General features: G+C 63.6%; 10 protein-coding genes. All 10 read right to left on the bottom strand.

The genetic code is table 11. The features are described 5' to 3' along the window. Positions 1–88 precede the first annotated feature (88 nt). Positions 89–841, bottom strand: coding sequence for a 2-amino-5-chloromuconate deaminase CnbZ (gene cnbZ, locus AC629_RS09275; RefSeq protein ID WP_084804465.1), 753 nt, complete (start codon positions 839–841; stop codon positions 89–91). A gap of 9 nt (positions 842–850) precedes the next feature. Continuing rightward, complete coding sequence (locus tag AC629_RS09270; protein ID WP_084804463.1) at positions 851–2101, bottom strand: response regulator; 1251 nt, start codon at positions 2099–2101, stop codon at positions 851–853. Further along, entirely contained in the window at positions 2098–2487 is a 390-nt protein-coding gene (locus AC629_RS09265; RefSeq protein ID WP_084804461.1) for a response regulator, read from the bottom strand. Before AC629_RS09265 ends, AC629_RS09270 begins: the two co-directional genes overlap by 4 nt. Continuing rightward, entirely contained in the window at positions 2484–4532 is a 2049-nt protein-coding gene (locus tag AC629_RS09260) for a sensor histidine kinase (RefSeq protein WP_084804459.1), read from the bottom strand. Before AC629_RS09260 ends, AC629_RS09265 begins: the two co-directional genes overlap by 4 nt. Before the next feature lie 54 nt (positions 4533–4586). Beyond that, positions 4587–5570 carry an ABC transporter substrate-binding protein gene (locus tag AC629_RS09255; RefSeq protein WP_084804457.1) on the bottom strand — a complete coding sequence of 328 codons (984 nt, stop codon included), beginning with the start codon at positions 5568–5570 and terminating at the stop codon, positions 4587–4589. Between the two features lie 126 nt (positions 5571–5696). Then, positions 5697–8792, bottom strand: a complete 3096-nt coding sequence (locus AC629_RS09250) for a MexW/MexI family multidrug efflux RND transporter permease subunit (RefSeq protein WP_084804456.1) — start codon at positions 8790–8792, stop codon at positions 5697–5699. A gap of 69 nt (positions 8793–8861) precedes the next feature. Then, a complete protein-coding gene (locus AC629_RS09245) occupies positions 8862–10055 on the bottom strand; it encodes an efflux RND transporter periplasmic adaptor subunit (RefSeq protein ID WP_084804453.1) in 1194 nt (397 codons plus the stop codon). A gap of 1 nt (position 10056) precedes the next feature. Beyond that, positions 10057–10758, bottom strand: a complete 702-nt coding sequence (locus AC629_RS09240) for a TetR/AcrR family transcriptional regulator (protein WP_084804452.1) — start codon at positions 10756–10758, stop codon at positions 10057–10059. Between the two features lie 136 nt (positions 10759–10894). After that, the gene (locus AC629_RS09235) at positions 10895–11485 is read right to left on the bottom strand and encodes a thiamine pyrophosphate-dependent enzyme (RefSeq protein WP_084804450.1); all 591 of its coding nucleotides are present in this window, start codon (positions 11483–11485) and stop codon (positions 10895–10897) included. After that, on the bottom strand, positions 11482–12033 hold the full coding sequence (locus AC629_RS09230; RefSeq protein ID WP_084804448.1) for a phosphonopyruvate decarboxylase: 552 nt from the start codon (positions 12031–12033) through the stop codon (positions 11482–11484). Before AC629_RS09230 ends, AC629_RS09235 begins: the two co-directional genes overlap by 4 nt. Positions 12034–12134: the final 101 nt, after the last annotated feature.

Genomic DNA, 12134 nt, shown 5'->3' with positions numbered 1-12134 from the left:
CGCATCGCCGGTAGAACCAGAGGCCCCGCTCTCGCCAACGGCCATCCTTCGAGACGCGGCCTGACGGCCACTCCTCAGGATGAGAACCTCAAATGACAACCTCGCGCATCACGCGGCGGCAATCCATCTCATATTCGAGATCGACCACCGGGGGACGTGCAAAATGCCAGGTCAAGCCCGACCGCAGTGCCCCGCGGCGGACCAGCTCGTCGACGAGCGCGTGGTGGAAGTCGTGCACGGAATAGGCCTGCACCCCGGTCGTATCCTTCCAGCCGAAGCCGAAGCCGAAGGCGGCCATCCGGCTCTCCATCTGCGAGGTGGTGGTGAAACGCACCTTCTCGCGTAGCCCTTCCAGGCTGAGGTCGCGGTAGCGCACCGTGCGCTCGACATAGGTCCCGCTGCCCTCGCGTGCTTCGGCACCGCCGGCGATCACGAAGGTCGGCGCCGTCGAGCGTGTCGGGCGCGTGAAGGAGAAGGCATAGAACGACGGCTCGGACGGCGGGTCGATCTCGGGACAGACATTGCTGCGCGCAACCGGATTGGTGGTGCCGTCGAAGACGCCCCATTCGGACAGCGTCTTCACATAGTGCAGGTTGAACGCGCGAAAGCCTTCTTCGCTGAAGGCCGCCGGTGAGCGCAGCTCGCAGGCGCAGAACGCGGTCAGCGGCCGCCCTGCCTCCTGGATGAACTTCGCCGCGAGCGCAAATCCCTCGGCCAGCGGCACGAGACGGTCAAAGCGAACGCGCTCGATCTCATAGCCGTCATCCGCGGCCGCGCCGGCCGAATACTGGAACACCGACGGAATGAAACGGTAATTGCCGAGCGAGAATTCACGCGTCATGTCGAACCCCTATTCCAGTTGAATGCGAATGCCCTTGGCTCCGTTGAGAAGGCGCCTCAGGTGAAAGCCGGCCAGCGCATCGTCTGCATGCATACCGACCAGCGCGGCAAAGGCCGGCATGGCCGCAGCGTCGCCGGCCTCCATCTTGGCAAAGGCCCGGGAATACAACGCGGTTTCCGGCGCATCGAATTTGGCCGGTGGCAGCGGCTCGAACGCGCGCAGCGGCTCGCTGCGTCCGCGCAGCATCAACTCGCCCACGGGGCGGCCTCGAAAATTCTCAGCCGCCTCGGCGACGCTTGAGCTGACGCAGATGCGGGTACCCAGTTGCTTGTTGGCAGCTTCCAGCCGCGCCGCGATGTTGATGGTGTCCCCATACGCGGTGTAGTCGAAGAAGCGGTTGCCGCCGAAATTTCCGACCAGTGCCGGCCCGACGTGAATGCCGATGCGAGTGGCGCCGAAATTCACGCCCCTGCCTTTCTGGCGCGCGCAAAAGTCCCGTGCCCAGGTATCGAGATCATGGGCGCAGGCGACCGCACGCGTCGCATAGTCCGGCTGATCTCCGGGCGCGTTGAACAGCACCTGGATCGCATCGCCGATGATCTTGGCCACCGTCCCCTCGTGCGCGAAGACGACTTCGGTCATCCCGCCAACATATTCGTTGAGGAGCTCGCCCAGCATCTCGGGCGGTGTGCTCTCGACCAGCGACGTGAAGCCGGTAATGTCCGTGAAGATGGTCGCGATATCGCGCCACTGCACCTCGATCCCTTCACCCTCTCCGGCCGCCGCTAAGCGCTTGGCGAGCTCGGGAGAGAAATGGCGCGACAGCGAGGCGTGGGCGCGTTCGGCCTCCATCTGGCGGCGCCGCACCTCACGCAACATCTCGACATGGCGGATCGTCTTCTGGATCGTCATTTCCAGGTCGGAAAAGTCGATCGGCTTGGTGAGGAAGTCGAACGCGCCGCGGTTCATCGCGGTCCGGATGTTGCTCATATCGCCATAGGCAGAAACGATGATGGTCGACTTCTTGTCCTCCGCCTCCTGAAGCTTCTGCAACAGCGACAGCCCATCCATACGCGGCATGTTGATGTCCGAGACTACCATGTCGACGTGCGGATTCTGTTCGAGCGACTCCAGCGCCTCAAGACCATCACGCGCGAACATGATGGCGATGAGCCCGTCGCGGATCTGCCTGCGGAACTTTTGCAGGATCAGCGCCTCGAGATCCGGCTCGTCATCGACGAAGAGGATGGTCGCAGTCATGCGGCTTGCTCGAGCCTCGTGTCGATCTCCTGCCGCAGCAACCCGAAATCGATCGGCTTGGTGAGAAGTGCGACCGCGCCGCGCTCGATCGCCTTACGGCGCGTCTCGGCATCGCCATAGGCCGTAATCATGATGACGGGAACGTCCGGACGTTCTGCGCGCACCTTGGGCAGCATGTCCAGCCCGCTCATGCCGGGCATGTTGATGTCCGACAGGATCAGGATCAGCGAGGGTTCGCGAACCTCGGCGGCGCGCTTCAGCGCGTCGGGCGCGGACGGCGCGAATTCCATCTGGAAACGGCCGGCACGCAGGTCTCGCCGGAACTGCTGCCGGAACAGCGCCTCAACGTCGGGCTCGTCATCAACGACCAGGATGTAAACGTTCAAGGCTTGCCTCCGGTAGTGTCCCCTGCCGCCATCACACGCGGCAGCGTGATGATGAACTCGGTGAATACACCGGGCTCGGTGCTCACGTCGATCGTGCCGCCGTGCTGTTTCACAACGATGTCATGGCTCATGGAAAGGCCGAGCCCGGTCCCTTCGCCGGCCGGCTTGGTGGTGAAGAAGGGATTGAACATTTTCTCCTTCACCTCAGGCGGAATTCCGATGCCGTTGTCGCGGATCCGGATCTCGACCTTGCTGCCGAGGGTTCTGGTCGTCGCGCTCAGGGTCGGTTCGAACCCGGCCGCTGCGCTCTCCTTGTGCTTCGTGGCGGCATAGAAGCCGTTCGAGATAAGGTTGAGAAAGACGCGCGTAATTTCCTGCGGATAGATGTCGATCAAGCCGGCGGCGGGGTCGAAGTCGCGCTTGAGCGTAACGTTGAAAGCGGGCCGTTCGGCACGTGCGCCGTGATAGGCCAGATTGAGGCTCTCTTCCACGATCGCGTTGATATCGGTCGGGCGATGCTCGCCTGAGCCCTCGCGCGAATGCAAGAGCATGTTCCGGACAATGGAATCGGCGCGCTTGCCGTGCTGCACCACCTTCTCGAGATTGCTCTTGAGCATGGCGGTCAGCTCGTCGATCTCTTCCTTGGTCTTGCCGTCGAGCGCTGCCGTTTGCAGGACCTCGTTGAGCTCGTCGATCAGCTCGGTCGACACCGAGGAGAAATTGTTGACGAAGTTGAGCGGGTTCTTGATCTCGTGGGCGATCCCCGCCGTGAGCTGGCCGAGCGAGGCGAGCTTCTCGGTCTGGATCAGGCGATCCTGCGCGGCGCGCAGATCGTTCAGCGATTGCCGCAGTTCCGCGGTCCGCTGCTCGACCTTGTTTTCGAGGTCGGCATAGGATTCCTGCAAGCGCGCCCCCATGTCGTTGAACTGATGGGCAAGCCCCTCGAGCTCATCGCCGGTCTTGATCGAGATGCGCTGCGAAAAGTCGCCGCCGCCGATACGCTCGGCGCCGCTGCGCAGCGCCTGGATCGGCCCGACCATGCGGCGCGCGAGGAAGATTCCGGCGAGCACCGCGAAGATCGAGGCCACGAGCAGCACGAGTGCAAGCCGTTCCAGCGAGGCATAGAGCGCCGCATAGGCCTCCTCGACCGGCAACTCGACGAACATGGTCCAGCCAAGCGGGGTGATCGGTGCGGACGCTGTCAGGACCTTCTGTCCCTCGATATTGGTCGCCTCCTGCAAGGCGTCCGGCATGACGCCGCCGCTGGCTTGCGCGGCGCGCACCTGCGCCAGTCCCGACATGTCGGTGTTGCGCAGCACCAGGCTGATGTCGGGATGTGCGATCAGACGCCCCTCCGGGCCGACCACATAAGCGTGGCCGTGCTCGCCGACCTTGATCTGGGACACGACGTCCCAGATCAGCTTGAGGTTCACCTCGGCGATGCTGACGCCGGCATCCTTGCGCGCACCGGCGAGCGCCAGCGTCATGTAGGGCTCCGACTCCCGGCGAAAGTAGACCGGCCCATAATAGACCTTGTGCGCGACCGCCTCGGTGAACTTTGGATCGCTCGAGAGGTCAATCCCGCTGTCGATCGTGTCCATGGCGAGCCGCGAGACGCGCAGGCGCTCCTTGCCGGTCGCGTCCACCTGAGCAAGCTCGGTGATCGCAGGCACCTGGCGCAAGAGCCGCAGCGCGTCGAACCGGCGCTGCTCGATCGAGCCCGCCGACCACGGCAGTTGCGTCGTCCAGCCGAGCTGGCTCTCGATTTCCTTGACGAACTGGCTGATCTTGGCGGCCGCCGCCTCGGCCTGCTCGTGCTGGACCCGGATCAGCGCCGCCTTGTGTTCGCGATAATAGAAGAGGACCTCGAACAGGCCGTTGGCAAGCAGCGCGATGGCAACGACGGCCACGAACAGCGCGACATATTTGGTGAACAGCCGGGTCCGGACCCGCGGCTCCCCCGCCGCACCGGACACGGCAGCTTCCGTGGCTGCGTTCGGCAGCGGCCCGGCCTGCGGGGTATCGGGGTGGACGGAGATGCTCATCCCGGCAAGCCTAGCAAGAAGGCCGGACCTTGTCTCTCGCCGCGGTGAACTAGGCTACTCGATCACTTCATCCGCCAGCGCAAGCAATGTGGGCGGAACGTCCAGTCCGGCCTTTCGGGCGGCCTTCAGGTTAACGGCAAGCGGGTAGCGGACGGGCCGCTCGAACGGCAGATCGGCCGGCTTGGCGCCGCGGAAGATGCGATCCACGAAGGCCGCCGCGCGCACCAGCGACTCCCCGACATCGGCCCCGTACGACATCAGGCCCCCGTCGCGGACCAGGAAGTCATACTCGTAGATCGCCGGAAGCCGCCTGGATGAAGCGAACTCGAAGATGCGCTGGCTGTTCGAAATGGTCAGCGCGTCCGCGACCATCAGCATGGCATCCGGCGGATCGGCGGTCATCGCCGCGAACGCCTGGTCGAGATCGCCGGATTTCCTGACGCCGAGCGCCTGCACGGTGATCCCGGTATCCCGCGCCACTTTCGCCGAGGCCTCGTAGCGCAGGGTCATGCCAAGGTCATGCTCGTTCCACAGCATGGCAACCTTGTCGAGCCGCGGAGTGATCTCCTCCAACAGCTGGAGCCTCTTCGTGGTCAACTCGGCCGCAACGTCCGAGATGCCCGTGATGTTGCCCCCGGGATGCGTTAGGCTCTCGATCAGATGCGTCTCGACAGGATCGCCGACACCCCAGCCGACAACGGTCGGGATGCCCGCGGACTTTGCTGCGACAGTCGCGGCGTAGCCAAAACTCACGAGGACCTCGGCGCCGACCGCTTTCAACTCGTCGATCAGGGCCGGCAGCTTTTCGACATCACCACGAGCGCCGCGCGCCTCGAGGACAAGATTCTTGCCGAGCACATAACCTCGTTGTGCCAGCGCGTCGACGAGCATCTTGCCGAGCTGATCCGTTCCGTTCAGCGGCACGACCGGCTGGATCGTACCGAGGCGATAGACACGGTCGGCGGTGTCCGCCGACGCAATGTTCGGCGTGGCCAGAGCGGCTCCACCAAGAAGTGCCAGAAAATCGCGCCGTTTCATCCAGACGACCTGTCCCAGCGCCCATCACGGCGCCGGAGCCATCATATTACGAGATCTCGAACGATAAAAAAGCGGCAACAGCCATCGCTGTTGCCGCTTCGCACGTAACCTTGCTCGATCCTTGGGTCAGGTCGGCCGCAGCGCCTTGGAGCCGACGTCGAGATCGTTGACCTGCTTATTCCGCTCGGAATCCGCCGCCGCGCGGTGGTCGGTCGCCAGCACCACATAGACCGCCGGCAGCACGAACAGCGTGAACAGCGTGCCGATCGACATGCCGGCGACGACGACCAGACCGATCGAGAAGCGGCTGGCTGCGCCCGCACCAGACGCGGTCAACAACGGGATCAGACCGGTCACCATCGCGGCCGTAGTCATCAGGATCGGCCGGAGGCGGATGCGGGCCGACATTTCGATGGCCGAACGGCGGTCGAGCCGCTCATTGATCTGGAGCTCGTTGGCGAACTCCACCATCAGGATGCCGTGCTTGGTGATCAGGCCGACCAGGGTGAGCAGACCGACCTGGGTGTAGATGTTCATGGTCGCCACGCCGAAGAACAGCGGGATCAGCGCGCCGACGATCGCCATCGGCACCGAGATCATGATCACCAGCGGGTCACGCAAGCTCTCGAACTGCGCCGCCAGCACCAGGAAGATGATGATCAGCGCGAAACCAAAGGTGATCGCGAGCTGGTTACCTTCCTGCACGTATTGCCTGCTGTCCGCGAGATAGTCGTGGCTGAAGCCCTGCGGCAGCTTCTTGGCCTCGCCTTCGAGGAAGTCGACCGCAGCACCGACGGTCACGCCGGGCATCGGCACGGCCGAGAAAGTCGCCGAATTGAGCTGATTGTAGTGCGTCAGCGAGTTCGGGTCGGTCTTGGTCTTGATCGAGACAACAGTCGACAGCGGGAGCTGCTGCCCCGTGTTGGTGGTCACATAGTAGCCGCCGAGCGATTCCGGCGAGAGCCGGTCGCTGCGCGGCACCTGCGGGATCACCTGGTAGGAACGGCCCTCCAGATTGAAGCGGTTGATGTAGTTGCCACCAAGCAGAACCGCGAGCGTGCTGCCGAGGTTCTGCATGTTGACGCCGAGATCCTGCGCCTTGGTGCGGTCGATCGTGACTTCCACGTTCGGCTGGTTATAGGCGAGGTCGCTGTCGGAGACGATGAACATGCCGCTCTTGCGCGCGGCGTCCTTCAGCTTCTCCATCTGCTCATAGACGGTCTGGAAGCTGGCGGTGGAGTTGATCACCATCTGGATCGGCAGACCACCCGGCCCGCCCGGCAACGGCGGCAGGTTGAACGCGAACGCCTGCACGCCCTCAATCTTCGAGAGCTCGGCCTGTACCAGCGGCTTCAGCTGGATCGACGAGCGCTTGCGCTCCTCCCAGGGCTTGAGCAGCATGCCGGCGATGCCGCCCTGCGGCCCGTTGATGCCGTTCAGCACGAAGCGCAGATCGGTCTCGGGGAATTTCTGGAATTCCTTGTCGAGCTTCTCGCCGTAGTAATCGACATAGTCGATGTTGGCGTATTTCGGCGCCTTGGTCACCGCGAACACGATGCCCTGGTCCTCCTCGGGCGCCAGCTCCTTCGAGGTGTGCATGTAGAGGAAGCCGACGAGCCCGAGGATCGTCACCGCGAACAGGCCGGTGATGGCCTTGTAGTCGAGCGAGCGATCGAGCCTGCGGCCATACCACCTCGTCAGCGCGCCGAACACCTTGTTGACGAGCTTGGCGAAGCGGCCCTCTTCGGTGTTCTTCAGCAGCACCGAGCACATCATCGGCGACAGCGTCAGCGCGATCACACCGGACACGATGACCGAGCCCGCGAGCGTGAAGGCGAATTCGCGGAACAACGAACCGGTGAGGCCGCCGAGGAAGCCGATCGGCGCATACACCGCAGCGAGCGTGATGGTCATGGAAACGACGGGCCCGACGATCTCGCGCGCGCCCTGCAGCGCCGCCTGGACCGGCGTCTTCCCCTCTTCCAGATGGCGATGGATGTTCTCCACCACGACGATGGCGTCGTCGACCACGAGACCGATCGCAAGCACCATCGCGAGCAGGGTCAAGAGGTTGAAGCTGAAGCCCAGCGCCAGCATCAGCGTGCAGACGCCGATCATAGACAACGGGATGGTGACGACGGGAATGATCACCGAGCGGAGCGAAGCCAGGAACAGGAAGATGACCACGATCACGATGACCACGGCTTCGCCCAGCGTCTTCTCCACCTCGTCGATCGAGGATTGGATGAATTTGGTCGAGTCGTAGGCCACCTTCATCTTCATCGACGGCGGCAGATTACGTTCGAGCTCGGGGAACAGCGCGCGCACGCCCTTGACCAGCGTCAGCGGGTTGCCCTGCGGCGTCGCGTTCACGCCAATGAAGATTGCATGCTCGCCGTTGAAGGCGACGCTCGCATCGGTGCTCTGCGCGGCGAGTTCGACAGTGGCGATGTCCTCCATCCGCACGAAGCCGCCATCCTTCGCCTTGACGATCATCTTCCTGAACTGGTTGACGTCGGTCAGGCTGGTGTTCGTCGAGATGTTGGAAACGATGAGGTAGCCCTTGGTCTGGCCCGCCGCGGACTGAAAGTTGTTGGCGGTGATCGCGGCCGCGACATCGGCAGGCGACACATTGCGGCCGGCCATCTTCACGGGATCAAGCCAGAGCCGCATCGCAAAGGTCTGGCCACCGAGAATATCGGCCGAAGCCACGCCGTCGACGGTCGACAGCACCGGCTGCACCACGCGTGTCAGATAGTCCGAGATCGCCGAGCCCGACAGCTCCTCGGATGAGAAGCCGAGATACATCACGGCCGTGGTCTGGCCCGTGGACTTGGTGACGATCGGATCGTTCGATTCCTTCGGGATCAGATATTTCACCGAGTTCGTCTTCGCCAGCACCTCGGTCAGCGCCTGGTTCGGATCGAAGTTCAGCTTGATGTAGACCTGGATCGTCGAGGTGCCGAGCACCGAGGACGAGGTCATGTAGTCGACGCCTTCGGCGGAGGCGACCGCCTGCTCGATCGGCGTCGTGATGAAGCCCTGGATCAGATCCGCGGACGCGCCGGGATAGACGGTCGTGATGTTGATGACCGTGTTCGACAGCTTCGGATACTGCCGGATCGGCAGCACCATCGCCGCGCGCAGGCCGATCAGAAGGATCAGCAGGCTGACGACGACCGACAGAACCGGGCGCTTGATGAAAATATCGGTAAAGGCCATCGCGGCGATCTCGATCTCTATGTCTCAAGAAACGTGATCCGGCAGAGCCGGATCACGTGAGTGTATTTGTCAGTAGCGCGGCGGCTGCGCCGGGATCTGCGGCGGCGGGTCGGTCGAAATCGACACCGCCGCGCCCGACTGAAGCTTGAGCTGGCCGACAGCGACGACCTTGTCGCCCGGCTTCACGCCCTTGATGATTTCGACGCGACCGTCGACCCGCTTGCCGGTCTGCACGAAGGTGCGCACCGCGTTCAGGCTGGTCTTGCCGTCCTCTTCCTTCTTCTCGGCGATCACGAACACGGAGTCGCCGTACAGCGTGTAGTCGACCGCCGTCTCAGGCACTGTGATCACGGCCGGCTTGTTCGGCAGTACCACCGTGGTGGTCACGAACATGCCGGGCTTCAGGATCTTCTCCGGATTGGCGACGGTCGCCTGCACGCGGATGTTGCGGGTGTCGGACGCAATCTGCGGCTCGATCGTGGTGACCTTGCCGTCGAAAGTGCGGCCCGGATAGGCATCGACCTTGAGCCGGACCGGCTGGCCGACCTTGAGGCTGGCCGAATCCTTTTCCGTCACAGTGAAGTTCGCCCACAGCTCCGACAGGTCGGTCAGCGACACGATCGCCGTACCGGCCGTCAGATACTGGCCGAGCTCGACCTTGCGGACGCCGAGATCGCCGGAGAACGGCGCACGGACCAGCTTCTGCGAGATCAGCGCCTCGGTCCTGGCGATGCCGGCCAGCGCCTGGTCGTAGGCGGCCTGCGCGGAATCGACGGTCGCCTGCGGACCGAACTGGCGTGACGCCAGTTGCTTGGCGCGGTCGAGCGAAAGCTGCGCGACGGTCGCCTGTGCCTTGTAGTTGGCAAGGTCGGCCTGATCAGGTGCGTCGAACAGCTGCACCAGCGGCGTGCCGGCCTCGACATGCGAGCCCGGCTCGAACTTGATCTCGGTAACGCGGCCGTTGACGTCGGCGCTGACGTCGACCTGGTGCACGGCTACGAGCCCACCGACTGCAGTCAAGAGGTTCGGCACCACCTCGGACTTCGCCTCGGCCGCGCTGACCGCAACCGGCGGCGGCTTGTTGTTGGCGAAGAACTGCTTGATCATCTCGCCACGGAAATAATTGAACCAGACGAGGCCGCCGACGAGCACGCCCAGGAGCGTGCCGACAATGATGAACCAGAGCACCGGGCGGACCGGACGCTTGGGAGCCTTGTTGTCGATCGGTTCGCCCGAAATCTTGTGTTCGGCTACGATGTTCATGTCATGCACTTTCTGCAATCGCCGTCTTGCCGGCACCCGACGCCAATTCGTGGCCCAAATGCGCAGCAATTGCGGCGTCGTTAAGTCCAATACCCCTCAGGAGAAACTCGCAGAGCTGGCGCTCCAGATCGTTCGCCTTGCCGTACGCCAGACAGGGCACGGCCGGTAGCCTGGTCAGCGCCGCCGTCATCACTGTGTGATGCGCGAACCAGAACAGGTTGAGCGGCTCGTTGCTGCACGGCCGCGCGTCGCCGGCGGCGACCGCCCGCTCGAGCGACGCGACGAAGACCGCCCCGATTAGCTTCTCGATCTTGGCATATAGCAGACGGGCGAACTCGCCATCATCCAAATGACTAGTGGCCATCAGTCGCAGGCGCTGCGCCTCTTCCTGGTCGGGGCCGTCGGCGATGTCCATGAAGTGCCCGACCATGCCGCGAATCACTTCAACCAGGGTGGTCGTTGACGGCTCCCGCTCGAGGAGCCCGGTGAGCGCCGGATCTGCCTCGCATTCGTCACTGAGGATCTCGGCGTAGAGCGCTGCCTTGGACGGAAAATGCTTGAACAGTAGCGCTTCGGAAATGGCAGCGGCGGCAGCCACGCTCTTCGTCGTGGTACCGTTATAGCCGTGTCGGGCGAAGCAGCGTTTCGCGGCACCGAGGATCAATTGACGCCTCAGGTCGCTCGTCATACGCAATGAGCTCATGCTAGTGAGTAAGCACTCACCCACACAAAAAGTCAAGCATTATGTTGCACCGCAACCTTAGTGGGTTGCAGATTCTGCAGAAAATGGCTCCGCCTTCCCCTCTTGAGGGGGCCGGCGTCGCCTGAGGCGGGCGGAATCAGATCGGCTGGAAGCCGAGGTCGCCGCGGATCCGGTTGACGATGTAAGTTCCGTCCCGGCTCGGCAAAATCCGTTCGACGTTGGCGCTGTCGATCTTCACATTGGCAAAACGCGGCCCGGCCGAGACGTCGTGGACGGCTTTGGCAAAGGCCTCGACCTCGGCCATGGTCGAGATCGACTGGCTGTCCTTTATGCCGCAGGCCCTGGCGACGCCAACGAGATCTGCGGCCGCGGAAGTGTGGCTGGTCTGGCCGCCGGTCTCGCCATAGACCTCGTTGTCGAGCACCACGATCGAGAGGTTGGACGGCTTCTGCAGGCCGATGGTGGCAAGGCTGCCCATCCCCATCAACATCTCGCCGTCGCCGGTGATGACCAGCACCGGTACCTTCGGCTGCGCCAGCGCGAGGCCCAGCCCGATCATCGCGGCGCCACCCATGCCGCCCCAGAGATAGAAGTTGCGCGCGTGGTCGCCAGCGGCGGTGATGTCGTTGGTCGAGGCCCCGAGGCCGCCGATCGCAACGACGTCCTTGCGGTTCGCAAGCAGCGCGGACACCACGCGGCGGCGGTCGAGGAGATTGGCCTTGCTCATTTGGTGAAAACCTTGGCGCCAATCAGGCGCTGCGACAGAAGGACGGCGGTGGGGGTCAGGGCGTTGTAGGCCTGGGCTGCAGCCGCTTCGAGCACGGCCGGCACCTCGGCCGCGTTCGAGGCGCGCAGCACCTTGACGCCCGACAGTTCGAACACGCCCTGCGTGGTCGATCCCATCGGCACCTGCCACGGATTGAACTCGCCCCACTCGCCGCGCATGGTCACGAGCGTGAGGAACGGAAAGCGCAGGATCGGGATCAGCGACAGCATGTTGATGCAATTGCCGACGCCGCTCGATTGCATCAGCAAGACGCCGCGCTGCCCGCCGGTCCAGGCGCCGGCCAGCAGCGCCACGCCCTCCTCCTCCGTCGTCAGCGGAATGCCGCGCATCGTGGGCGAAGCCAGCACCCGCTGTATCAGCTTCGAATGGCCGGCATCGGGCACGTAAGGCACCTGCCGAACGTTGAAGCGTTGCAATGTCGCAAAAATTTCGTCGGGCCAAAGAGTGCTAGACTCGGGGGCCGTATCGGCATCAGCGCGGGCGTGCATTTTCCTGTCCGGTCGACTTGCAAATCACGGCACGACTGTAGACGGTGATCCGAAGCGCTCGAAAGAGCGAAAACGGCATATCGGTCTCAACCGGCGAGTAT

It is taken from the genome of Bradyrhizobium sp. NAS80.1 (assembly GCF_001908205.1).
Lineage (GTDB): Bacteria > Pseudomonadota > Alphaproteobacteria > Rhizobiales > Xanthobacteraceae > Bradyrhizobium.
The sequence above is the reverse complement of the archived record's forward strand: the minus strand, read 5'-3'. Positions and strand labels throughout refer to the sequence as shown.

What these genes read in the sequence shown, in the direction of transcription:
- AC629_RS09240 (WP_084804452.1), bottom strand. Translation starts at nt 10,758, where the DNA reads ATGAGCTCATTGCGTATGACGAGCGACCTGAGGCGTCAATTGATCCTC.
- AC629_RS09270 (WP_084804463.1), bottom strand. Translation starts at nt 2,101, where the DNA reads ATGACTGCGACCATCCTCTTCGTCGATGACGAGCCGGATCTCGAGGCG.
- AC629_RS09260 (WP_084804459.1), bottom strand. Translation starts at nt 4,532, where the DNA reads ATGAGCATCTCCGTCCACCCCGATACCCCGCAGGCCGGGCCGCTGCCG.
- AC629_RS09235 (WP_084804450.1), bottom strand. Translation starts at nt 11,485, where the DNA reads ATGAGCAAGGCCAATCTCCTCGACCGCCGCCGCGTGGTGTCCGCGCTG.
- AC629_RS09230 (WP_084804448.1), bottom strand. Translation starts at nt 12,033, where the DNA reads ATGCACGCCCGCGCTGATGCCGATACGGCCCCCGAGTCTAGCACTCTT.
- AC629_RS09250 (WP_084804456.1), bottom strand. Translation starts at nt 8,792, where the DNA reads ATGGCCTTTACCGATATTTTCATCAAGCGCCCGGTTCTGTCGGTCGTC.
- AC629_RS09255 (WP_084804457.1), bottom strand. Translation starts at nt 5,570, where the DNA reads ATGAAACGGCGCGATTTTCTGGCACTTCTTGGTGGAGCCGCTCTGGCC.
- AC629_RS09245 (WP_084804453.1), bottom strand. Translation starts at nt 10,055, where the DNA reads ATGAACATCGTAGCCGAACACAAGATTTCGGGCGAACCGATCGACAAC.
- cnbZ (WP_084804465.1), bottom strand. Translation starts at nt 841, where the DNA reads ATGACGCGTGAATTCTCGCTCGGCAATTACCGTTTCATTCCGTCGGTG.